This is a genomic window from Brucella daejeonensis (assembly GCF_014199265.1).
Classification (GTDB): Bacteria; Pseudomonadota; Alphaproteobacteria; order Rhizobiales; family Rhizobiaceae; genus Brucella; species Brucella daejeonensis.
In genome coordinates this window covers 203,380-225,758 of the sequence record NZ_JACIJG010000008.1, presented here as the reverse complement: position 1 = coordinate 225,758, position 22,379 = coordinate 203,380, and the positions used below count along the sequence as shown (strand labels likewise).

Genomic DNA, 22,379 nt, shown 5'->3' with positions numbered 1-22,379 from the left:
AAATGGCAAGAATTCCTCGAATGCTTTGTCGACGACCAGGAAGTCGTCGAACGTGTCAAGACATATTCCCCACGGTAACAATCGGGCGGTTACGATCGAGCGCTTGCGTGCGCGTGGCATGATCGTCGGGAATGAGCTGCAGGCCCGACATTACCTCACACATGTTAGCTATTATCGCTTGCGCGCATATTGGCTTCCATTTGAGCTTCCAGCATCCAATGCGGATGATCATGCATTTGTAACCGGCACTTCGTTTGATGACGCTCTATCGTTATATGTTTTCGACAGGCAATTACGTCTGCACGTAATGGACGCAATTGAAAGAATCGAAGTCTCATTGCGCGGCGCGTGGGCACATCATCTTGCCATGAAATACGGTCCGCACGGCTACCTTGATGGAACTATTTACGCACGAGCAGACTATTACGCGAAGGCGTTTTCATCGCTCCTCGAGGAAATATCCAAGTCCAAGGATACGTTCATCGTCCATTACAAAACCAAGTATGATGACCCGGCCCAGCCGCCAGTTTGGATGACCGCCGAAATATTATCTCTCGGACAACTGTCGAAATGGTACAGCAATTTGAAGCACCGTGCCGACCGGCAAGCTATCGCAAAAACTTACGGCCTTGACGAAAAGGCAATGGTGTCTGCAGTCCATCATCTTGCGTATGTTCGCAACATCTGCGCGCACCACGGCAGGCTTTGGAACAAACAGTTCACAGTAACAATGTCGGTTCCAAACTCGCCAGCATCACTAAAACTTGCAATGAACTCCACAGAGAAGAGACGGCTTTACAACTCGCTCGTTGCGCTTGGCTATCTGATAAAGATCGTTGCCCCGGATTCCGAGTGGCGCCAAAATCTCATTTCATTGATCGATGCGCATCCCCTTGCCGACGCAAGCGATATGGGTTTCCCGGAAACCTGGCGAGATTTGCCATTTTGGCAATAAACGATTAGGCGGGTCCGCAAATTTGCGGACCCGCCTTTCGCCTTTCCAACCTTGTCCCCTCGTGGTTTTCATAGAGGGCGCGGGGAGGTCGGATTTCCGTTATTGGCCTTGGCTAAGAGGCCTCAAATGCCTGCGCCCGAAGAATTTTGCTGAAACAACTCGTTACCCTATCCCAGCAATTCGAATGTTCAGTTTGGCTTGTAACTTGAGCCGATATGAGATCGGGTCGAAGCTGCCTTCACCTTGCGACCGAGTTTTTTCGAGCGACCGCAACGCAACAGATGTGCCTTGATATGCTGGGCTCGCCACAACAGAGACCTCGATCAATTCAACTTCATGAATCGTCCGATGGCTCATATTGCCGGTTTCATCCCACGTTTCTTTCAGCACTTGAAAGCCGAACGACATGCCGGTTATGTCGCCACGATCAATCAATTCGCGCACGTCGCGTCCGTCCGTTGTGTCTGGCAGATCAATTTCCACTGCGAGGCCCTTGCCATCCTGTTTCAGGCGCAAGGTTCCCGCAGAAGTCCGGCCCAGCAACCGGCGGCTATCGTGCCCGTAATACGCCCTGACGTCGGCAGTCTTAAGCGTGTTGGTGAAAGCACCAGGCGCAATCGTCTCATAGAAACTATCACCGATATTGGCACTCTCTCCGAAGACAGCGGCATAGCCTGCCACTGTCGATCTTTTGCCAGTGGCGCGGGTTTCAATCTCACCCGCGACCGACCGCTTTTCGATTTCCGCCGCGCCTGCCATATCAAGCCTCGGCAGTGATGGCGGTTATCTTCGAGAAAGACGCTTCATGCTCCGCTGCAACGTCCGCACGAAGATGCGCAAGGAAGCCGTATTGGAGATTATCCGCGAAACGCTCGCGCAGGATTTCAATACGAATCGATGTGCGAACGCCTACGATCAGATTTGACCAATTACCGGCAAGGATCATGGATTCATCCGTTCCGGTTCCAAGGTTGATCGGCACTTTCGTGGTAGTCAGCATTGACACTTTTGCGAGAGCCGGCGGAATATTGAGTGGCTGGCCCGTGTTATCGGTCAGTTCCGCAAGAGCACCTTCATCTCGCGGATGCATGATGTAGGCGGACACATCAGAGTTTGCGGTTCGCAACGCGGTTCTGACACGCAAAAGCGGGCCGTAGCTCGTAAGCGGGCCGCTAACAGCCACACCGGCAGTCAGGCCTGCAAAATTCGACACACCGCGCGGTTCTGGGGCGGTTCCACTGCCAAACAACGCAACCCGGTCCAGCTCGCCTGCCATCGAGGCAGCGAGGATTTCCGGCAACGCAGTTTCCAGATTGATCGAATCCTCAAGCAGTTCACGGCTGATCTTCACAAGAACAGCAAGGCTCTTTGGCTGCAACTCGACCTTTGCAAATGTCGAATCGCTTTCGGCTACTTCGGAGTTTTCCACGCGCCACGCCGGAACTGGATCCGTGGCGACTTTTGCAATGCTGTTTTTGTCGGAAAGCAGCGGCACAGTCTGTGCACCCGCCTGAAACACAACCGACTTAGCCCGGAGGCGATCGATCATGCGAGCGGCGAGAATATCCGGAACGGTATAACCGCCTGCCGAATCCGAACCCTCCGCCAGAGCACGTTTTTCGATTGGTGTTCGTGCACCAATGACCATGGAGCGAAGAAAGGCACCTTCCGTCAAGCCCTTGTACTGGTCGCGCACCTGACCCGAACGGGCCACATAGCCGACAAGCGTATCCGAAGAACGGAGAGCATAAGCGATTTCGCCGTTCGATGGATTATCTCGATGATCGAAACCGGAAAAGTCGAGATCGTCGCAGTCATCAGGATAGTCTGCACCGCGCGTTTCCGAATCGCCAAGGTTCGGGCGACCGCTTGTATCATGTTCCTCTTCGCGCGCTTCGCGGCTACCAATCGCGTTGCGAATGTCTTTCTCTGCTCCGATGGCACCACGTATTTCCATCAGGCAATCCACGGCGTCGTTTATCGAACGCGCCTCGGCTTCCTGCGTGGTTTCAGTGATTTTCTCGACCGTCAACCGCGCTTGCTGGCCCAGATCCTTTTCGAGCGCATTAAGCGCCTTCCAATCAAGCTGATGAACGCGGACTTCCTCGCCTTTGAGGTCCAGCTTGCGGACGGCAGCAAGCGCGTGTTTGCGCAGGGCGATCAGGTGATTTGTGGAGATTCTCATTTTTAAGCTTCCTATTCGGCGGCAACAGCACGAGCACACGTGAGCGCCGCAACATTGGGGTTAAATCCAGTTGCTTTGCCCGACGCGCTCAGCCATCAGCTTCGCCGTTCGGAAGGATTGCAGGGGAGATGCGGCCATCAGCCAAATCACCCGACAATGCACAGAGGCTACGAGAGGTTTTTCCAGAAGGCAAGCGCACCGACGAAAAATCTTTCGGCCAAAATCCGGTCTGTTGGCTTACCGCACGTTGCCGAATTTCGGCGCGGCGGCTGTTCACACGGCAATTTGGCGAGCAAAACCGGCGAAATCTTCCAGCTGAGACTTTGCGAGGCGGGAATGGTTTTCCACAACCTTGGCAGGATTTAGGTTGCTCGCTCGAAGGCTTTTGATTCCACGATTTTTGCTGAAACAGGCGATGCGCTTCGCGACAAGGCTCCGAGCAGAACCGTATCGGCCTGCCATTTCCCGCAATCGCGGCAAACAACTGACCGCAATGGCCGCAGGCGGTCGGTTCGGAAAATTCCAAACGGGTTTTGATGACTGGTTTCTGCCCAAGACCGGCGGCATCGAACAAATCACCGACTATCGGCACCGACCCCGCCCGAACATCCACATGAAATCCAAAATCGCCAGCTTTCCCGCGCTTAGCCATGGCTGACAGCCTCCCAAAAGGTACCAGAAAAATTTTTATTCGCCGAAAATATCGCGCCGACTTTTTGGGTGTGAGGCCGCCGGTCGAGAAACGAGTGTCGAAACATTTTCACCCTCCCCCTCACCCGTTCGCCGCTCGCGACATGATCGAGACAACCTTGTCGGGATAACCCCATCGCCGGGTTTGCATCGCAACAAGAAATCCCGGCAAGGCTCGCGGCCCACCGCGTGGAAACGACATAAGCGGCGCTTCGCGGGGGAACGGCCATCCTCTCGCCTCAAACTCGGCGCGCCATTCAAACCAAAGGGCGGTGCCTGACCTGACTGGCTCCATTTCCGAAGCCATCGGGCGGACCTCAAGCGGTACACTCGCAAGGTCTAGCGCCTTCGGCCATTCGAACATGCGATTGATCTCAGGCCAGCCGTGCTTTGCCTGATGGTCGAGTATCTGCAATGGGCTGCGGTCTACCTCGATCAGCTTCCTGAGAAATGCTGTCGCTGGCCTCGGCAGATCGCCCGGACCTTTCGAAAGCCCATCGAATACAACCAAAGCCCATTCCGGGTTGTAAGGCTCGCACTGATCTTCGACTGATTGGGAGTGATGCGTAACGGGATTATAATCCTCGCGTGCGCCCGCGTGTTTATATTTATATTTATTCAATAAAGGTTGTAGGTCATTTCTGACCTCTTTTTCGTGCAGATTTGACCTGTTTTCTGATACAGGTTTGACCTGTTTTTTCTCATTAACAGTCCAATTCTGACCGGTTTTATTGGGTGTATTTTCGGCACTTTTATCAGCCGAATGCACAACTCTTGGTTTAATTACGGCTTGATACTGGAGGGATTGAGAACGACCGCGCCCGCCTGTCGTTCTGATATGACCCTGCTTGCGAAGTTCGTTGACAGATCGCTTTACCGTGCTGACACCGCAGCCGCATTTCCCTGCCAAAACCTCATAGGAAGGCCATGCATTCAGGCATCCGGTTTCAAGAAACTGGTCGCGGTTAAAGTAGTGGCTAAGGTGGTGCGCAACCTTGAAAGCCATCGGAGGCAATTCGTGGTCATTTCCAGCCTGATCAATCCATATCTGTCGGGAGCGCGGGAAATCGTTACCGGAGTGAGGCTCAGCCATGGCGGGCCTCGCTTGCCATCTTGCGACCAAGCTGCATCGCCCTGATGGCTTCAAGAGCCGTCAGGGCAAATGTCTCTCTCAGAAAGGGAATAAAGGGACCGGCGCGGGAGTGATGGTTTTGGCAGTACCAAAGCGCGGCTGTGCGAACAGCGTCCGACGCGCCTAAGTGGTCGAAATCCGTTTTACAATAACTCGGTTTGTTCCGATCTTGTTCACGATTTAGCGTATCTTCGCTGGAAAACGTATTCTCTTTATTTTCAAGTGGTAAGCTCCCATTAACCGGAAGCCTCCACTTCGTTTCCAATAAATCAGGCGGTTGCCGCTTCAGTCTCGAGTTCGTTCGCCTTGCGCGAAAGGACGATCTGCGTCAGCACGAAGGCCGTCAGCGCACACCCGGCAATCCCGCCCACCATCGGCAATGCCGATCCGTCGAAGAACGAGCCGGTAACCCCCATCGCCACACCACCAATGATGAAATGCAGCGTCCCCATCAGGGCCGAAGCCGTACCGGCAATCTGACCATGGTCTTCAAGCGCCAGAACCGCGGTCGTCGGGATCACCAAACCGAGGAAGCCGTAGCCCACAAACAGGAAACCGGCGATCAGCCAGAGCGACTGATGTCCCAGATATGCGGCCGCGAACATGGCAAGCATTGCTGCGGCGAAGCCAGACACAGCGAATCGCATGACGCGGCGAAGCCCGAAGCGCGAACCAAGCCAGCCATTCAGTTGCGAAACGCCGAAGAAAGACACCGCATTGGCCGAAAATGCCATGGCATATTGCGTCGGGGTCAGGCCGTAATGGTCAATCAGGACAAAGGACGAATTGGCGAGGTAGACAAAGAACGAAGCGATCCCGAAGCCGCCAACAAATACGAGACCGAGGAAACAACGATCTTTCAGCAGCCGACCGTAACCACGCAAGGCTGTGCCCAGATTGCTCTCAAGACGTGCTTCGACCGTTCGCGTTTCCTTCTGCGCCGTCGCAACCAGAACGACACCGATGGCGGCAGCAACCAGAACCGCCCAGAAAACACCGCGCCAGCCGAAAAAGCTGATGATGACCGAACCGGTCAGCGGCGCGAGAATCGGAGAGATGGAAAATACCAGCATCAAAAGCGACATGAGGCGCGCCGCCTCAATGCCGGTGTGAAGATCACGCACAATAGCGCGTGGAATGACCATACCGGCGGCGGCACCCAACCCCTGCACGAAGCGGAAGAGCACGAGTATGTCGATATTCGTTGCGAGCGCCGAACCAATACTACCTATACCGAACAATACGAGGCCGCCATAGAGCGGCAGTTTTCTCCCGACCATGTCGGAGAGCGGTCCGCAGAACAGCTGCGCTATCGCGAGCGCTATGAAAAAGGCCAGAAGGCTCATCTGCACCGCACCCGTTTCCGCCTGCAAATCGGAAGCTATGGTTGGCAAGGCGGGTAGATACATGTCGATCGCGAAAGGGCCAATCGCGGAAAGAAGACCAAGAACAATGGCATTGCGCACAAGACTGGAAGCCATGGGGGACGCGCTTTCATCAATGTTTCGTGAGGTTTCCACACCGATTTCGGGACTCAGATTTTGCCTGGGAGGATGGCTCCATCGAGCTCGCAAAATCGGCGCAGGGCGGACAATCGATTGTATCCGTTACAAATTCCCGCCCTAGCTCGACTTGACCAGCCCCTATTTCAGAATGGCTGAAGGTCGAAAGCTCTGAAGCGGAAGATAATGTAGACTTGGCGTCAAAACAGATTTGACATTGGTGTAAAATTAGACGCCATTGTCCAAAACGTCAAGCTATCTTATGTTGTAAACATGAAACCTACTGACATGAGCGACATGGCCATCCTGCCCGATAAGCGAGCCGTCACCGAGAAGGGCCTGGGTTCCGCGCCAATGAAGCCCGGACAATGCATGAAGCGCGACTTCATCTTGTGCTCGGCAGCACGCGTTTTCTATCGGGACGGATTTCAGGGCGCGAGCATAGACCTGATCGCCAATGAAGCCGGCGTTTCCCGGCAGACGATCTATAATCATTATCGTGACAAGGAGGCCCTGCTGGCCGCTGTCGTGGAAGATTCACTCGCCCGCATGAGTGCAAGCCTTTTCGCGGTTCTTGCCACTTTTCCCCAAACGGGCGAAAATCTGGAAAAAGAGCTTGTCGCCTTTTCCGTCCGCATGAGCCGCAACTGCATTTACGATTCATCAGGTGTATTTCTGCGCAAGCTGATGCAGGGGAACGAAACAAGCCAGCCGCTCGTCGCCAATATCTGCAGCACCAAAGGTCCGGCGCAAGCGATTCCCGCCATCGCGGCGCGCCTTGCACGACTGGCCATGGACGAGCATCTGCGTATTGACGATCCCGACCTGGCAGCGCGCCATTTCATGGCGCTGATCAATGCCGATACGTATTATCACATGCTGACCGGTCAGAATATCGATGACGCCATTATAGAGCAGAGCGCAGTCAATGGCGTGCGCACCTTTCTGATGGCTTTCGGCAACGATTATTCCTTCTGAAGCATACGTGCAAAAAAGGAACATCTGGAACCGCGATGGCGTGCTTCCAGCGTTTTCGTGTCATATATCATGATCTCCGGTCAGAACGAACTTGACATCGACCTCCGAATCCGTGGGATAAGCAAACCATGGTACAAGACCTGATCCGTTACGATATTCTCGCTCAGGAAGCCCTGCGCGGCGTCATTCGCAAGGTTCTTGCGGAAGTCGCTAAAGCTGGCTTGCCGGGGAACCACCATTTCTTCATCACGTTCCTGACCGGAGCGCCTGGAGTGCGTATTTCCTCGCGCCTGAAGGAGAAATATCCCGAGCAGATGACAATCGTCCTGCAGCACCAGTTCTGGGATATGCAGGTTACGGACCAGTTGTTCGAGGTCGGACTGTCATTTGGTGACATCCCGGAAAAGCTCACGGTCCCCTTTTCTGCCGTTCGCGGCTTTTACGATCCGTCCGTAAATTTCGAACTGGAATTCGATGTCGCGGTCGCTCAACCTGCCAGCGACAATGACGAAGACGGCAATATTGCACCCATCGAGATTCTACCGACGGAAACGCAGGTGGAAAAGGCCGAAAAGCCCAAGGCAAAGTCCCGCAAGAGCGCGGCGGAGAAAAACGATGCCGCCTCAGGAGACGATAATGATGACAATGCCAAGGAAACAAAGCCTTCGGCAGATGTCGTTTCGCTGGATTCGTTCCGCAAGAAATAATTCGTAGCCACTCTTTCGAATCCGGGTTGGATCCTTTCCGCCATTTGACTGCAATCAATGGCGGAAATCGTACGGATGTTCTATCTTCTCCCGCGACGGCAACCAGATCAGGATCAAGCTCGATGCTCCGGGTAATCGCTCAGGCAGTATTATGGGTCAGCGGCATTGTTGCGGCGTTTTTCGTCGCGAAAGACGAGCCGAACTTCCCTCTCCTTCAAATGACGGTCGGGCTGGTACTGCTCATTCTGGTTTCGCTGGCGATCTGGTGGTTCACCAATCCCAAGAACCCGCGAAATTAGCCTGACCTATTACAGACCAATAGCCCCTTGCACCACCGCGCCTAAGCACGTTAGATTTTCACGTGAAGTGCGTCTCTCACATCCTGATCATTATCATTCGGCGCACATATTCCACGTGGTCCCATGAACGATATCGTCAACCTTCGGCAGTTCAGAAAACAGAAAATCCGTGAAAGCAGAGAAAAACAGGCGGAGCAAAACCGCATTCTTCACGGACGAACCAAGGTTGAAAAGGATTTTGCACGTCGGGAAGAAAAGAAGACCGAAGGTTTTCTCGATGACAACCGTCTCGAAAAACGCGATGAGCCGGACGCGGAAAAGTGAGCGGCTCGGCAGGATTACGTAAACATTCCGTCAGCATTCGCGGACATGCCACCAGCTACACGCTCGAAGATCCCTTCTTCGAGATGATCGAAGAGATCGCAGCGGCGTGCGAACTTTCTGTCGCCGCGCTTGTCGCCGAGGTGGACAGCAAACGCGACAGATCGGTCAATCTGTCTTCAGCGCTCCGTCTGCATGTATTGGACTGGCTTAAATCCAGAACGCCTCACGGCTGAGGAACGGGCGTCGGCGAAGTCTGCTCCAGACTTTTCAGAAACTCGTTCAGGGATTGCCCTCCCTCCGGCGAACTGAATGGCGCTTCCGCGTCAACGGCAGGCTGGTCGGCCCGCGACCTTACAGCCTCCAGCCGCCTGGCTTCTTCGGCCTTTTTCTCCGCAGCATCCCTTGCGCTCGCATCGGCTCGCCGCCTTGCCTCTTCCGCGCGCTGCAAACGGTCACGTTCAGCCTCATCCGCCTCAAACAGCCCCAACTGGCGGCGAAGGCGCTGCTTTTCCATCAGTCCTGCCTGCATGGATTCGACGCGTTCCTGCTCGCGCTGAAGCGCTCGCTGCGTCAGGAACTGCACGAGCGGCTGGCGGTCGAATGACACGCTCGGCGCATCAAAGGTTCCGCCAAGCATGAATGTCACCTGCGGGGCAATCCCCGTATCGGCGCCGCTACCGTTCTGGAATGTCAGAGTGCCGTTTCCTCCAACGCCCAATGTCGAAAGATCGAACTGCATGTCGCTGAGAAGAGCAGCATTTCCATCGTTCAGATTAGCCGCCGCCATACGCGCAACGCCGCCGCTGATCGTAAAGTCGAACCGTGCATTGCCCGGCGCAAATGTACCCTGCCCGGTGGCTCGCTCTGCGATGCCGATAAACTGTTTCGAAGCGAGCTTCCCGGCATCGGAAGGTTGATCGCCGGTCGCGTCTGCCGCCGCGATCATCGCAGGCAATGCCGTTCCGTCCACACCGTTGACAGTGAAATTTTCAACGTCGAGAATCGCCGTCCCTGCCAGCGACGCGATGAGAGACGCAACGCTGTCTCCGCTTCCATTCAGATTGACGGTCGCTTTGGCCACGCCGCCCAGTGGCGCGGCACCATTTTCCAACCGATAAAAATGCTTGAGGTCCGCTCCACTCCATTTCAGATCGGCGGACAGAAGCGCATTCCTGTCGCTATTGCGCAGCGAGACATCGCCGACCAGGTATCCCCCTGCCCAGTTGGCGGTCAACTCGCCGAGTTCCATACCGTCCATGGTCTTCTGGAGTCGCGTGGAGAATTCCGTTGCAGTGCCGAAACCGTCCATACGCGCCTGCGCGACATTGAGCTTCATATCCAGAAGCAGCGGCAATGACGGACGAACGGCAAACGCCCCATGCGGCCAGATCGTCTTCGCGGTGGGCTTCGCCGGATCGAAGGCATCCTGCCCCAGCATGATCGCGGCAAGACTGTCGACTTCAAGCGTGGCGAGCTTTGCCTCACCCTTCAATTGCGGCAGGCCGCTATCGGCAAAATTTGCCTCCAGCCGCGCCGATACGTCTTCTCCATCAAGCTTCCCGGCCAGATTGGGAAAGCGCAAAATTCCCTTCGCAAACTGGAAATCGCTTGCAAGGTCAGCTGAAAGCCCTTCACCGAAACCCGGCAAGGCGTAACCGGCGGTCACAATGAACGGTTGCAGATCGGCAGATTTCAGCTGCGCCTTGCCGCTGGCGGCAATATCGCCGCCAACCAGCGAGATCACGCCGTCAGCCACCGCCGATCCGTCCAGAGCCGTCAGTTTGAGCAATGTTCGCATACCTGCGCTCGGCGCACCCTGCATACTGAGGTCGGCGGTAAGTTCGCCCGCCAGCCCAAGCGGCAAGGACGGCAGGCCGATCAACGCAAGGACAGTTTCGCCTTGCTTCGACGTGGCAGTACCGTTCAGCTGCATCTGCAACGGTTCGCTTTCGCCCTCACCGCCGCTCGCGGTTCCTGAAAGGTCCAGCTTCATACCGCCCGTCTTACCGGTAACGCTAAAAGAAAACTCCCCTACGCCCGGAGATATCCTGTTCTTGGCTTCGGCAGGCCTTGCACTCTTTTCCTTGGAAGCTCCGCTTCTGGCAGGCGATGTTTCTGCCTGTGAAACCGATGGTGCAACGGCATTCGCAACGACATTGATCTCGCTATCCTCGAACAAGCCGGGGAAACCCGCTGCCCGCATCGAAAGCGCGCGAAACAGCGGCAATTGCGGATAGCGATTGGCCATCAGTGACAGAAAACGCGTGAGATCGCCGGACAGGATCGTTGCGTCGAGCGATCCGGACGGTGTATTCGCGAAGGGCTCGTAAATGCCTGTCGCAGTCAGTGTCGTTCCCGCCACGTCGGCGACAAGCAGGCGATCGAAATCGAAGCGCCCGTCATGCAGCCTGACCGCAATATCGACATTGCCGGCATCCATATCCTGATATCGGACCGGCCCGGCCTTGAAGGCAAGGTTCAGCGACTGACCATCAAGAAAAGACAGTCCGTCACCGCCGGAAAAAAAAGCGATGAAAGCTTGCAGGGCATCGCTTTTCACTGCGCCCCCATTCAACTCAAGCGCGATTGCAGGCTGCGCAAGCCCTTTCACCTCGCGAACGAGCGAGCCTTTGAGCGACGTCTGCCCGAGAGCAATTTCGAGATTGTCGATCCTTTGCATTCCTTCGCGCAGATCAACCTTTCCGGAAAAACCGGCGCCGTCGAGCTTGCGGACGGAATCGTCTACCGTCTCGTTAAGCCAGCCCGCCAGGCCCGATGGCTGGCGGGAGGCGACAAGCATGTCGCCCTTGAAGCCGAAGTCCCGTCCAACGGAGAGTTTCCCCTTGGCTTCCACCTTTGTCCGCCCCGGAAGATCAGCGGCAAACTGACGTATATTCCAGTCCCTGCCGTCCGGTTCGGCACTGACTGTCACCGATCGAATGGTCGTGCCGCCCGCGATGACCGCAGGCAGGCGCAGATCCACATTGCCGGGTATGGAAGGGATCGGCATCTGCTCAAGAACGCGGCGGGCTATCGCGATACGATCGGCAAGCGGCATGGCCGAACCGGATTGTTCGTCACTTGTCGTTTCGTTCGCACCCCAGAAAAGCTGCTGCCCGTCGGCACTGACCTCGAAATGCGGCTTATCGCCATAATCGATGAAGGCTTTGCCATCGACGACGTAAGGATTGTCCGCAGGCCCCTGCTCTATGCGAAATTCGCTCGCATCGAAGCGATTGCGATCGGCCGTGAACTTGCCTGTCACACGCAAATCGCTGAAAAAAGGCTTTTCCGTAGCTGTCTTCTGATCCCTGCCGGTCTTGGCATCCACATCGGAAGAACGAAGCGAAAACTCACCGGCATAGCCGATCTGGCCATCGCTGACGGTCACGTCGCCATCTGTCTCGAACGATGCGGGGATGGCATCCGGCGAAATCCGCGCTCGTACGCGCAGGGAACCGTCCGCCTTCGCCTCGCCGCTTGCCAGATCAAAAGCAAGCTTCTTGCCCTGCACCGTCAGGGTTCCATTTGCCTGCCATGGTCCCGCCAGACTGTTCGCGGACATCACCGTGTTGATTTCGCTCGCCGTATGGCTGCGCCCGCTTGCGTCCTCACGAAGCGTGATCTCACCGTCCTTGATGGAGAGGCGTTCTACCCTGATCTTCGTCGGGTCAAGCGGTGTCGAGGGACGGATCGCCCAGTCGATCTTGCCGTTTTTATCAAGGGAAATCGTCGCGCGGGGCCGGTCCACGCGCATATCGAAAATCAGAAGCTGGCCACGCAGAAACGGCATAAGTTCGGCATCCATCGAAAACGTATCGACGGTCATAACCGGATGGGTCGCGTCGGCGCCCACGCGCACGTCTGAAAAAGCCACGGAAGGAAATGGCAGAAGACGCGCACTGACATCGCCAGCCACCTTGACGGGACGCCCCAGAATACGGGTCGCCTCACGCTCGAAATCGGCACGGTAGCCGCTCCAGTCAACAAAAGGCGGCACAATGAGCGCTGCCGTCAACAGCAGCACGAGAAGCCCGCCAACGATGACGAATATGCGGCCCAAGAACAAGCTCCGGTCAAACTACAGATTGCGAGATAACGTGAAACAAAGGGTGAATCACGCTATCTTTATCCGCGCAACATAACGACATCGATCCGGCGACAACAAGGCAAATTACATTGTCGCTGGATCTATATGCACGTCCATTTGAATCGACTTGTCGGGAAAGTCGCCCAAATGCCTGTTTTGAATCACAAAACCAGTATCTTCCCCGGGTTCAGGATATTGTCCGGATCGATCGCTTTCTTGATCGTACGCATATATTCGGTGGTATCGCCCAGTTCCATGGCGAGATATTTCATCTTGCCCTGCCCGATGCCATGTTCGCCGGTGCATGTACCTTCCATGGCAATGGCCCGTTTGGCCAGACGATCCATGAAGGCTTCCGCCTGTTCCATCTCGGCCTCATCGTCCGTATCGAGAAGCAGAAGAAGATGAAAATTCCCGTCACCGACATGCCCGACGACGGGTGCGATCAGGCCCGTTTCGGCCAGATCTTTTTCCGTCTCGCCTATACAGTCGGCCAGACGTGAGATCGGTACGCAGACATCGGTGGAAACACCCTTGCAACCCGGACGCAGAAGGAATGAAGCCAGATAGGCATCGTGACGCGCCCGCCACAGCCGGTCGCGCTCCTCGGCGTCATTCGTCCACTGGAAATCGCCGCCGCCATTGCTTGCAGCGATTTCTCCGAAGAGTTCCGCCTGTTCCGCAACACCGCTTTCCGTCCCATGAAATTCCACGAACAGATATGGCTGCGCCTTGTAAGGCAGCCTGGAATGCAGGATCATCGCTTCCATCTGGAGCGTGTTGACGAGTTCGATACGCGCCACGGGAATCCCCATCTGGATCGTTTCGATCACCGCCCGACACGCCGAGTCCACATCCGGGAAAGGACAGATGCCGCCAGAAATCGCCTGCGGAATACCCTGAAGCTTCAGGGTAAGTTCGGTAATGATGCCAAGCGTACCCTCCGCGCCGACCAGCAATCTTGTCAGATCGTAACCTGCGGCGGTTTTCTTTACGCGCTTGGAAGTCTCGATCAACCGCCCGTCGGGCATCACCGCCTTGAGCGCCAGCACGTTCTCACGCATCGTGCCGTAACGCACGGCATTCGTGCCTGAAGCACGGGTGGAAGCCATACCGCCAAGCGTGGCATTGGCACCCGGATCGATCGGGAAAAACAACCCGGTATCGCGCAGATATTCGTTGAGTTCGCGTCTCGTAACACCCGGCTCCACCACGCAGTCCAAATCCTCCGCATGAACGGCGACAATCCGGTTCATACGGGTCATATCGAGCGAAACGCCGCCGGCAGGCGCATTGACCTGCCCTTCCAGCGACGACCCCGCACCGAATGCGATAACCGGCACGCGATGTTCGGCGCAGATGCGGACGACATCCTGCACTTCCTGCGCATTTTCAGCAAAGATAACGATATCCGGCGCCTGCGTCGGCACATAGGTGGTCGTATGGCCATGCTGTTCGCGGATTGCCCGGCCGGTTTGCGCGCGTTCACCGAACTGCTGCTTGAGAATACCAACTGCTGCGGCTATGCCCTCCTCGTTGCGAGCAAGCGCGACAACATTTTCAAGCGACATTTTTCATTCTCCGAAATTCAACAGTCAAACGGCGGCAAGCGCAAGCGCAACAGGATCCTGCCCAAGATGTCCGGCAACTGCCCGAACAACCAGATTGTGGTCCTCGCGCTGCGGCAATCCCGAGACGATGACCGCTCCGATCACGCCAGCGCCGGAAACACGGATCGGAAAACCGCCGCCTGCAAGCGCATAGTCCTCGACATTCAGCGCCTTGTGGGGCGCGAACATGCGGTCTTCGCGATTCTGTTCCAGAACGAGGCGGTAGGTAGATGCATGAAAGCGACGCACGACGTTGAACTTGCGGCGCAGCCATTCCTGATTGTCCCCCGTGCTTCCGGCGGTGGTCGCATAGAACAATTGCCGGTCCCACAGTGAAATCTCGATGGCGATGCCAAGCTTTTCATTCACCGCAATATCACGGATGCGGTGGCCGAGTGCGAAAGCCTCGTTTTCATCGAAGGAAGGAAAAATCAGTGCCTGTTCCTGTCGAACGATCTGATCGATCATCTGCTTGATGTCGTCACTCTGTGCCATTTTCTGCAATCCCTCGGCGGCTTTCATGAAATCTGTGCGTTTCTTGTGCGCCTTCGATCACGTGATTGCAATAAGCGAGAGCACCATCAAACTTGATTGATCGCACACAAGCGGCTAGTGGAGCCTTATGGTTCAGAACCCCAATATAGATGCGCCACTAGAAGGCGACCGGATACCGGAATTCGTTGAGACCGCCGTGTTCAAGCGCGACGTGTTTTCCGAAACGCGCGCAGGCTATTTCGCAGGCGACCCAGAAACTCGCATCATCCGCCGCGTGGTCAGCGCCGCGCCCTGGTGGTCAAGGCCGCTGGCGTGGATTCTGGCACGCCGCGAAATCCGCGGCCTCAAGACCGTGCGCGGCATCGAAGGTGTGCCGCAACTTCTCGCCACCGACAAGGACGGACTTTACCGTTCATGGACGGACGGCACACCGCTTCATCTCGCCCGCCCCACCGATCCGAAATGGTATCGCACGGCACACCGCATCCTGCGCGACATGCGTCGCCTCGGCGTGACCCATAACGACCTTGCCAAGCCGCAGAACTGGCTGATGACGCCGGAAGGCGAAGCCGCCGTCATCGATTTTCAGCTCGCGAGCGTTCACCGTCGTCGCGGCGCACTTTATCGCCTGATGGCCTATGAGGATTTCCGTCATCTCATCAAGCAGAAACGCGCCTTCGCGAAAGAACTGATGACACCGACCGAAAAGCGCATTCTGGCCCGCCGCTCCCTGCCCTCGCGTATCTGGCTTGCGACCGGCAAGAAGGTCTATAATTTTATAACACGCGGTATTTTCAGTTGGTCCGACGGCGAAGGCACCGGCGACCGGATCGATAATGAAGGCCCGGCAATTCTCGCCGCCCTGAAATCCGATCCGCGCGTGAAGGATGTGGCGCTGACGCTCTACTCTCTGCCTGCAAAAGGCGTCGGCATCTATGCCTTCGTGGAAACGCTGAATGCCGATGAAAAGAGCCTGCGCACGCGCCTCAAGGGGCAAAAGGTCGAACTGATCCAGCCTGTTGCCCATCTGCCGCGCCGCGCCGATGGCGCGATCCGCGACGACATATTGCGGCTGATCGCCATGAACCAGATGACGGAACTGGACGATCTTCTGCAACGTGAACCACAAATGCGCGGGCTTGTGGAGGCCCTGGCAGCGCATCGGCTGAACTTCACCGACCGACGCGTTACTCAATTAGAGTAGTCGAATATTTTAACCCTTTCGCTGGTCTTTCAGCCACGAATCATTACATTCGGGTCAGATGTCCGATTTTCCCGACGATATGCCGTTTTTCGGCGATGACGCACCGGCTGGCCGCGCGCCTGCTTCCGGAGGTATTGCCGCTCGCGCCATGGCCGCGCGCAACCAGCAGCGCGGCGAACCCGATTACCTCAAAGGTCTGAACCCGGAACAGCGTCAGGCGGTTCTGACCACCGAAGGTCCCGTTCTGGTTCTCGCTGGTGCGGGCACCGGCAAGACACGTGTGCTCACCACCCGCATCGCGCATATCCTGACGACCGGTCGTGCTTATCCGAGCCAGATTCTCGCCGTGACCTTTACCAACAAGGCCGCGCGCGAAATGAAGGAGCGTATCGGTCATCTGGTGGGCGGCGCGGTGGAAGGGATGCCGTGGCTTGGCACATTCCACTCGATTGGCGTCAAGCTTCTTCGCCGCCATGCGGAACTGGTGAACCTGACTTCGGATTTCACGATCCTCGACACTGATGACGTGATCCGGCTGATCAAGCAGCTTATCCAGGCCGAAGGTCTGGACGACAAGCGCTGGCCGGCGCGCACTTTCGCCAACATGATCGACGGCTGGAAGAATAAGGGCTTTGGCCCCTCCGATATTCCCGAGGGCGATGCGCGCTCTTTTGCCAATGGCAAGGGACGCGAACTCTATCAGGCCTATCAGGACCGGCTGCGCACCCTGAATGCCTGCGATTTCGGCGATCTTCTGTTGCATCCGATCCGCATCTTCCGCAATCACCCGGATATCCTCCGCGAATATCACGCGAAATTCCGCTATATTCTGGTGGACGAATATCAGGATACCAACACCGCGCAATATCTCTGGCTGCGCCTGCTCGCGCAAAGGCCGCAGCCACGCAATTCTACACCAGCCACACAGGGCGGAAATGCGCCCATACAGCCCGCTAGGGCGTCCGAAGGCCCCCGCGGAGCCGGTGAGCGCAGCGAACTCGGCGTGAGCGAAAACAAAGTCAATCTGTGCTGCGTGGGCGACGATGACCAGTCGATTTATGGCTGGCGCGGGGCGGAAGTGGACAATATCCTGCGCTTCGAGAAGGATTTTCCGGGCGCAGTCGTCATCAAGCTGGAACGCAATTATCGCTCGACGGCGCATATTCTGGGCGCTGCCGCCCATCTGATCGCGCATAATGAAGGGCGTCTGGGCAAGACGCTGTTTACCGAAGCGCCCGATCCCGACGACCCGCGTGTCAAAGTCCACGCCGCATGGGATTCGGAAGAAGAGGCCCGCGCGGTTGGCGAAGCCATCGAACAGGCCCAGCGTCAGGGACACCTCCTCAACAATATGGCGATCCTCGTGCGCGCGTCCTTCCAGATGCGCGAGTTTGAAGACCGTTTTGTCACGCTCGGCCTCAATTACCGCGTTATCGGTGGCCCGCGCTTTTATGAGCGCCTCGAAATCCGCGATGCCATGGCTTACCTCCGCGTCGTGGCGCAACCGGCTGACGATCTGGCGCTGGAACGCATCATCAACACGCCGAAACGCGGCCTTGGCGAAGCCGCCATCCGTCAGGTGCACGACTATGCCCGCGCGCGCGACATTTCCATGTTCGCAGCCGCCTGCGATCTGGTCGAAACGGAAGAGTTGAAGCCGAAGCCCCGCGCCGCGCTGCGGGACGTGGTGCAGAATTTCCTGCGCTGGCAGTCGTTGCTCGACAATACATCGCATACGGAACTGGCCCAGACGATTCTCGACGAATCCGGCTACACGGCCATGTGGCAGAACGACAAATCGGCGGAAGCACCGGGACGGCTGGAAAACCTCAAGGAACTGATCCGTTCCATGGAGGATTATGAAAGCCTGCGCGGGTTCCTCGAACACGTCGCACTGGTGATGGATGCCGAGAAAAACGAGGACATGGATGCCGTCAACATCATGACGCTGCATTCGGCCAAGGGGCTGGAATTCGAGACCGTGTTCCTGCCCGGCTGGGAAGAGGGCCTGTTTCCGCACCAGCGCGCGCTGGACGAGGGCGGGCGCTCCGGACTGGAGGAGGAACGTCGCCTCGCCTATGTCGGCGTCACCCGCGCCAAGAAAAACCTGCATATCTGGTTCGTCTCGAATCGCCGCATCCATGGCATGTGGCAGTCGACTATCCCGTCGCGCTTTCTGGAAGAGCTTCCCGATGCGCATGTGGAAGTGGCCGAACTTGAAGGTAATTACGGCGGTTACGGCGGTGGCTACGGGCAGTCGCGCTTCGATAAGGCCGATCCGTTCCAGAATTCCTATTCGACGCCGGGCTGGCAGCGGGCGCAACAAAACCGCTCCGACGCCACACGCAACAATTGGGGTTCACGTTCCGGTAGCCGTGTTGAGCGCATCGGTTATGGCGAAACCGATTCCGGCTTCGGCGCGGGACGCGGTTCGGTCAAGGGTCGCACCATCGACGGAGAACTGGTGGCAAAGTCGGTGGCTGACAAGCCATCCGCCTTCAAGACCGGCGACCGCGTGTTCCATATCAAATTCGGCAACGGGACGGTGACCGTCATCGACGGCAACAAGCTGACCATCGACTTCGACAAGGCCGGACAGAAACGCGTTCTCGACAGTTTCGTTCAGCCTGCCTGATTTATTTCTTCCCATTTATCGAGGAAATCATCGAGCACGAGCTTCTGTATATCGGGAATGGCCTCATAGAGCTTTTCGACCGGCCAGTCCCACCAGCATAACGCCAGCAGCCGCTCAATGAGCGCATCGTCGAAACGCTTGCGGATCAACTGTGCCGGAACGCCACCCACCACGCAATAGGGCGCGACATCCTTCGTTACCACCGCGTTGGCGCCGATCACCGCGCCATGTCCGATGGTGACGCCCGGCGTGATGACTGCGCCATGGCCAATCCAGACATCATTGCCAATGACGACCCGCTTTTCCTGTCGCCGGGCGCGAAAATCGCTGTCCACGCCCAGATAACGAAAATATTCATTCGGACGGTAGCTCATCTTGTGCGTGGTGAGCCGCTCCATGGGATGTTCCAACGCATTGATGCGGACATTGGCGGCAATCGAGCAAAACTTGCCGATCTCGGCATAAATTCCCTCTCCATTCCGCTCAAAATAGGTAAAGTCGCCCACCGTCACTTCGCGCAGGATCACCCGTTCGCCAATATCGGCATAGCGGCCCAGCTTGACGGACTTGAGCTGCGCCGTTGAGTGAATGCGCGGCTCGTTGTTCTGGAAGCGAAGATCGTCAGACGACGACATTTGAAGCCCTTTTGTAATTTTTCCGCCCTGTTATCGCCCACGGACTTCAGGCCGCCTGTCGCGAACCGTTTTTATCGCCGGAGAGATAGGCCTTGATAGCATCCGGCAGGACATCGTCAAACTTAGCAATCAGGGTCTGGTGAATCCGCGCCCGAAACTCCGGAGTAAAACGTTCAAATCCCTGAACGCATCCAAAGGGTGCCGAGCCGGTGCTGATCTTGTCGAATTCTTCAGCCCAGCGCTTGGGCTGCACGAAATCGAGATAGGCAAGGTCTCTGGCGGGTCGCACGGAAGCATTGTGCCGAAAGATTTCAAGATGGTTGGCCAAGGAAACCGTATTGAACTGCTCGATATCGCGATAACGGAAACCGACCTGACGGTTCAAAACCTCAGGATTCTCGGCAAAAAATGACGGGAGGGTGCTACGTCGCAATGGGTGGGGATGATGGTGGATCGATACGAAACGATCCGTCACGCCCGCCGCGACGGCACCCTTCCATTGCGCCATTCGAAACTTCGGGAATGTATATTCATGCCCCGATATCTTACCGAACAGGTGACGCAGCTTGTATTTCCAGCGCGTGTTTTCCGGCCGTTCCCAATCGCCGTGCAGCACCGGTCGCCTGTTCTCGAAAAGATCGACCTCGCTCAGAGGTGCATTCACGAAGAAATCATCGTTGGAATAAACGAAATGTTCCGACAGGCCGGGAATACGCCACATCGCACCTTCTATGGCGCGCGCGTTGAAGGAAGGACGAGCGGCGGGGAGGCCTTCAAAAATATCGTCGTGCGATACGACCTGGATGAGAGAACCATCGCATTTGCTCTCATCCTTGAAAGCATCCAGTAACCGGGGCTTCTGGTTGTCTGTAATGATGAAAATCCGCCTGACGAAAGGCGCGAATTTGATGACCGATGCGATGTTGTAATAAATCTCGCCATTGTCGAGATAACGTTCGGTCGTGACTGCTTCGAAATGTGTGCGACCGGAATTCGGTGCGAACTCTTGTCTGGCCGCCATATGTGCAGGATCCTGCCCATCGACCCATGCGATTACGTAATCGACTTCCACCACGGCTCTCTTGAAAAATTGCAATTTCATGACGGAAATACAACATTCCGTGCGGCCTGCAAAACCAAAGATTACAAATCGATCATCAACTTTGCTGGCGTATCGAATGAGGGAAAGCTCATATACCCTCCTGAAACCACCCGTCACCATCAAGACAGAATGACGCGCCCGATCGCCTGTCAAACATTTCAGAAATTATTGTAAATTGGGCAAATGGCCGTACATTACCGCCAAGCTCTTCATGATGGCGGATTGCGGCCAAATCGACCGTTCCGCCCGACATAAAGAAAAGATAATGTATCGAGCAGCAAGAAGGACGCGCTCGGCAATTCAAGGACGACTGGACATGAAAAAATTCCTGCCCATCTTCATACTCGCTTTCGTCGTCGTCATTGTCGGCGCGGCGGGCCTCAATCTTTTCCGGGACAAGCAGGCGGCCAAAGAGCCTTTCGGCGGTCCGGTGAACCTGGTGACGATGGACGGCAAAGCTTTCACGGAAAAGGACCTGCGTGCAACCCCGGCGGCGATCTTCTTCGGTTTCACCCATTGCCCCGACGTCTGCCCGACCACGCTTTATGAACTGGATGGATGGCTGAAACAGCTCGGCCCCGCAGCCGGTGACATCAAGGCTTATTTCATCACAGTTGATCCGGAACGCGATACGCAGGAGGTTATGAAGACTTATGTCAGCAACGTTTCCGACCGCATCGTCGGCGTTACCGGCACGCCGCAGAATATCGAGGACGTGATCAAGTCCTACCACGTCTATGCCAAGAAAGTTCCCGGCGAAGACGGTGAATACACGATGGATCATACCGCATCGGTGTTCCTGCTCGATAAGGGCGGGCGTTTCCGCAGCACCATCGCCTATCAGGAAAACCCCGATACAGCTCTGGAAAAGTTGAAGAATCTGGCCAAAGGTGCCGCAAACAGCTAAGGAGAAGCTCCGAAGCATTTTGAGCAGAGAGCTTTTTACCCTCATGGCCCAGTCACGACTTTTCTTTTCGGCGGACAAGGCGGAAGCCGAACGCGTCTACAATCTCCTCGAACAGGCGTTCGAGGATGACGGCTTTCCCATCGCTATCACCGAGATTGATGAAGACCGGCAGATTTTCGAAGTGTCGGTCTATGTCGAGGACAGCCCCGAGAACGTTGGGGAGCGGATTGACGCGCTGGTCGGCGCTGGCCTTTTCGCCGTTGAGGAACTGCCGGATATCGACTGGGTCACGCATTCGCTGGAAGGCCTGAAACCCGTACGCGCCGGACGCTTCTTCGTCCATGGTTCGCATGATCGCGACAAGATCGAAGCAGGCGACATTCCGATAGAAATCGATGCGGGACTGGCCTTTGGCACCGGGCATCACGGAACCACGGCAGGATGCCTTGAGCTTATCGAGGAAACTGTCAAAACCGAACATCCGACCAATGCGCTCGATCTAGGCACGGGCAGTGCGGTTCTCGCCATTGCCATTGCCAAGCTCGCTCCCATTCCTGTTCTGGCGACGGATATCGATCCCATTGCCGTAACGGTAGCCGCAGAAAACACCGCCAAGAACGGTGTCGCGGAACATATCGTAACCGCAACGGCAGAGGGCTTCGGCCACCCGGTTTTCCGTTCCTATTCGCCGTTCGACCTGATCGTCGCCAACATTCTCGCCAATCCGCTGATCGAACTTGCGCCTTCCATCAAGGAACATATGGCGTCCGGTGGCTCCATCATCCTTTCCGGGATACTTGACAGCCAGCACGATGCGGTGCTCGCTGCCTATCAGGCTCAGGGCCTGACCCATCAGAAAACCCTCCACCGCGAAGGCTGGGTGGCGATTCACCTGAAATAACAGGCCGTTGGGACAGCGGCGCATTCCT

20 protein-coding genes are annotated in these 22,379 nt (G+C 56.4%); 10 read left to right on the top strand and 10 right to left on the bottom strand.

Going from position 1 to position 22,379, the window contains the following annotated elements; genetic code table 11:
- On the top strand, positions 1 to 955 hold a 955-nt coding region (locus FHS76_RS12655), incomplete at its 5' end, for an Abi family protein (RefSeq protein ID WP_328700494.1).
- 162 nt (positions 956 to 1,117) lie between these two features.
- On the opposite strand, the gene FHS76_RS12650 is transcribed toward FHS76_RS12655, so the two are convergent.
- From FHS76_RS12650 to FHS76_RS12630, 5 genes are all read right to left on the bottom strand, one after another.
- Positions 1,118 to 1,714 carry an HK97 family phage prohead protease gene (locus tag FHS76_RS12650; RefSeq protein WP_183652971.1) on the bottom strand — a complete coding sequence of 199 codons (597 nt, stop codon included), beginning with the start codon at positions 1,712 to 1,714 and terminating at the stop codon, positions 1,118 to 1,120.
- A 1-nt stretch (position 1,715) separates the two neighbouring features.
- The gene (locus FHS76_RS12645) at positions 1,716 to 3,140 is read right to left on the bottom strand and encodes a phage major capsid protein (protein WP_183652968.1); all 1,425 of its coding nucleotides are present in this window, start codon (positions 3,138 to 3,140) and stop codon (positions 1,716 to 1,718) included.
- An 88-nt stretch (positions 3,141 to 3,228) separates the two neighbouring features.
- The gene (locus tag FHS76_RS12640; RefSeq protein WP_183652965.1) at positions 3,229 to 3,792 is read right to left on the bottom strand and encodes a hypothetical protein; all 564 of its coding nucleotides are present in this window, start codon (positions 3,790 to 3,792) and stop codon (positions 3,229 to 3,231) included.
- Positions 3,793 to 3,912: 120 nt separating this feature from the next.
- Positions 3,913 to 4,923: a helix-turn-helix domain-containing protein gene (locus FHS76_RS12635; RefSeq protein WP_183652962.1), complete on the bottom strand. Its 1,011-nt coding sequence runs from the start codon at positions 4,921 to 4,923 to the stop codon at positions 3,913 to 3,915.
- Between the two features lie 308 nt (positions 4,924 to 5,231).
- On the bottom strand, positions 5,232 to 6,443 hold the full coding sequence (locus FHS76_RS12630) for a multidrug effflux MFS transporter (RefSeq protein ID WP_183652959.1): 1,212 nt from the start codon (positions 6,441 to 6,443) through the stop codon (positions 5,232 to 5,234).
- 294 nt (positions 6,444 to 6,737) lie between these two features.
- On the opposite strand from FHS76_RS12630, the gene FHS76_RS12625 reads away from it, so the two are divergent.
- From FHS76_RS12625 to FHS76_RS12605, 5 genes are all read left to right on the top strand, one after another.
- Positions 6,738 to 7,442, top strand: a complete 705-nt coding sequence (locus FHS76_RS12625) for a TetR/AcrR family transcriptional regulator (protein ID WP_183652956.1) — start codon at positions 6,738 to 6,740, stop codon at positions 7,440 to 7,442.
- 128 nt (positions 7,443 to 7,570) lie between these two features.
- Complete coding sequence (locus FHS76_RS12620; RefSeq protein ID WP_183652954.1) at positions 7,571 to 8,149, top strand: SspB family protein; 579 nt, start codon at positions 7,571 to 7,573, stop codon at positions 8,147 to 8,149.
- Positions 8,150 to 8,271: 122 nt separating this feature from the next.
- Positions 8,272 to 8,448, top strand: a complete 177-nt coding sequence (locus FHS76_RS12615) for a hypothetical protein (RefSeq protein ID WP_183652951.1) — start codon at positions 8,272 to 8,274, stop codon at positions 8,446 to 8,448.
- Between the two features lie 123 nt (positions 8,449 to 8,571).
- Positions 8,572 to 8,772, top strand: a complete 201-nt coding sequence (locus FHS76_RS12610) for a DUF4169 family protein (RefSeq protein WP_183652948.1) — start codon at positions 8,572 to 8,574, stop codon at positions 8,770 to 8,772.
- Entirely contained in the window at positions 8,769 to 9,005 is a 237-nt protein-coding gene (locus tag FHS76_RS12605; RefSeq protein ID WP_183652945.1) for a ribbon-helix-helix domain-containing protein, read from the top strand. The genes FHS76_RS12610 and FHS76_RS12605 overlap by 4 nt, the downstream gene beginning before the upstream one ends.
- On the opposite strand, the gene FHS76_RS12600 is transcribed toward FHS76_RS12605, so the two are convergent.
- From FHS76_RS12600 to FHS76_RS12590, 3 genes are all read right to left on the bottom strand, one after another.
- The gene (locus FHS76_RS12600) at positions 8,996 to 12,835 is read right to left on the bottom strand and encodes an AsmA family protein (protein WP_183652942.1); all 3,840 of its coding nucleotides are present in this window, start codon (positions 12,833 to 12,835) and stop codon (positions 8,996 to 8,998) included. The two genes, FHS76_RS12605 and FHS76_RS12600, sit on opposite strands and share 10 nt — an antisense overlap.
- Before the next feature lie 188 nt (positions 12,836 to 13,023).
- On the bottom strand, positions 13,024 to 14,433 hold the full coding sequence (locus FHS76_RS12595) for an FAD-binding oxidoreductase (RefSeq protein WP_183652939.1): 1,410 nt from the start codon (positions 14,431 to 14,433) through the stop codon (positions 13,024 to 13,026).
- Between the two features lie 24 nt (positions 14,434 to 14,457).
- Positions 14,458 to 14,967, bottom strand: a complete 510-nt coding sequence (locus tag FHS76_RS12590) for a heme-degrading domain-containing protein (RefSeq protein ID WP_183652936.1) — start codon at positions 14,965 to 14,967, stop codon at positions 14,458 to 14,460.
- Between the two features lie 127 nt (positions 14,968 to 15,094).
- Between FHS76_RS12590 and FHS76_RS12585 the strand changes: the two genes are divergently transcribed.
- Positions 15,095 to 16,171: a serine/threonine protein kinase gene (locus FHS76_RS12585; RefSeq protein ID WP_183652932.1), complete on the top strand. Its 1,077-nt coding sequence runs from the start codon at positions 15,095 to 15,097 to the stop codon at positions 16,169 to 16,171.
- Positions 16,172 to 16,229: 58 nt separating this feature from the next.
- Entirely contained in the window at positions 16,230 to 18,806 is a 2,577-nt protein-coding gene (locus FHS76_RS12580) for an ATP-dependent helicase (protein ID WP_183652929.1), read from the top strand.
- On the opposite strand, the gene FHS76_RS12575 is transcribed toward FHS76_RS12580, so the two are convergent.
- Both FHS76_RS12575 and FHS76_RS12570 read right to left on the bottom strand, forming a co-directional pair.
- Complete coding sequence (locus FHS76_RS12575; protein ID WP_183652926.1) at positions 18,794 to 19,441, bottom strand: DapH/DapD/GlmU-related protein; 648 nt, start codon at positions 19,439 to 19,441, stop codon at positions 18,794 to 18,796. The two genes, FHS76_RS12580 and FHS76_RS12575, sit on opposite strands and share 13 nt — an antisense overlap.
- Before the next feature lie 46 nt (positions 19,442 to 19,487).
- Positions 19,488 to 20,543: a hypothetical protein gene (locus tag FHS76_RS12570; protein WP_235992650.1), complete on the bottom strand. Its 1,056-nt coding sequence runs from the start codon at positions 20,541 to 20,543 to the stop codon at positions 19,488 to 19,490.
- A 316-nt stretch (positions 20,544 to 20,859) separates the two neighbouring features.
- On the opposite strand from FHS76_RS12570, the gene FHS76_RS12565 reads away from it, so the two are divergent.
- Together FHS76_RS12565 and FHS76_RS12560 are read left to right on the top strand one after the other, a co-directional pair.
- On the top strand, positions 20,860 to 21,450 hold the full coding sequence (locus FHS76_RS12565) for an SCO family protein (RefSeq protein WP_183652923.1): 591 nt from the start codon (positions 20,860 to 20,862) through the stop codon (positions 21,448 to 21,450).
- 43 nt (positions 21,451 to 21,493) lie between these two features.
- Complete coding sequence (locus tag FHS76_RS12560) at positions 21,494 to 22,351, top strand: 50S ribosomal protein L11 methyltransferase (protein ID WP_183652992.1); 858 nt, start codon at positions 21,494 to 21,496, stop codon at positions 22,349 to 22,351.
- The last annotated feature ends 28 nt before the right edge of the window (positions 22,352 to 22,379 follow it).

What these genes read in the sequence shown, in the direction of transcription:
- FHS76_RS12640 (WP_183652965.1), bottom strand. Translation starts at nt 3,792, where the DNA reads ATGGCTAAGCGCGGGAAAGCTGGCGATTTTGGATTTCATGTGGATGTT.
- FHS76_RS12650 (WP_183652971.1), bottom strand. Translation starts at nt 1,714, where the DNA reads ATGGCAGGCGCGGCGGAAATCGAAAAGCGGTCGGTCGCGGGTGAGATT.
- FHS76_RS12575 (WP_183652926.1), bottom strand. Translation starts at nt 19,441, where the DNA reads ATGTCGTCGTCTGACGATCTTCGCTTCCAGAACAACGAGCCGCGCATT.
- FHS76_RS12585 (WP_183652932.1), top strand. Translation starts at nt 15,095, where the DNA reads ATGGTTCAGAACCCCAATATAGATGCGCCACTAGAAGGCGACCGGATA.
- FHS76_RS12570 (WP_235992650.1), bottom strand. Translation starts at nt 20,543, where the DNA reads ATGAAATTGCAATTTTTCAAGAGAGCCGTGGTGGAAGTCGATTACGTA.
- FHS76_RS12565 (WP_183652923.1), top strand. Translation starts at nt 20,860, where the DNA reads ATGAAAAAATTCCTGCCCATCTTCATACTCGCTTTCGTCGTCGTCATT.
- FHS76_RS12615 (WP_183652951.1), top strand. Translation starts at nt 8,272, where the DNA reads ATGCTCCGGGTAATCGCTCAGGCAGTATTATGGGTCAGCGGCATTGTT.
- FHS76_RS12630 (WP_183652959.1), bottom strand. Translation starts at nt 6,443, where the DNA reads ATGGCTTCCAGTCTTGTGCGCAATGCCATTGTTCTTGGTCTTCTTTCC.
- FHS76_RS12595 (WP_183652939.1), bottom strand. Translation starts at nt 14,433, where the DNA reads ATGTCGCTTGAAAATGTTGTCGCGCTTGCTCGCAACGAGGAGGGCATA.
- FHS76_RS12645 (WP_183652968.1), bottom strand. Translation starts at nt 3,140, where the DNA reads ATGAGAATCTCCACAAATCACCTGATCGCCCTGCGCAAACACGCGCTT.
- FHS76_RS12625 (WP_183652956.1), top strand. Translation starts at nt 6,738, where the DNA reads ATGAAACCTACTGACATGAGCGACATGGCCATCCTGCCCGATAAGCGA.
- FHS76_RS12560 (WP_183652992.1), top strand. Translation starts at nt 21,494, where the DNA reads ATGGCCCAGTCACGACTTTTCTTTTCGGCGGACAAGGCGGAAGCCGAA.
- FHS76_RS12590 (WP_183652936.1), bottom strand. Translation starts at nt 14,967, where the DNA reads ATGGCACAGAGTGACGACATCAAGCAGATGATCGATCAGATCGTTCGA.
- FHS76_RS12610 (WP_183652948.1), top strand. Translation starts at nt 8,572, where the DNA reads ATGAACGATATCGTCAACCTTCGGCAGTTCAGAAAACAGAAAATCCGT.
- FHS76_RS12635 (WP_183652962.1), bottom strand. Translation starts at nt 4,923, where the DNA reads ATGGCTGAGCCTCACTCCGGTAACGATTTCCCGCGCTCCCGACAGATA.
- FHS76_RS12580 (WP_183652929.1), top strand. Translation starts at nt 16,230, where the DNA reads ATGTCCGATTTTCCCGACGATATGCCGTTTTTCGGCGATGACGCACCG.
- FHS76_RS12620 (WP_183652954.1), top strand. Translation starts at nt 7,571, where the DNA reads ATGGTACAAGACCTGATCCGTTACGATATTCTCGCTCAGGAAGCCCTG.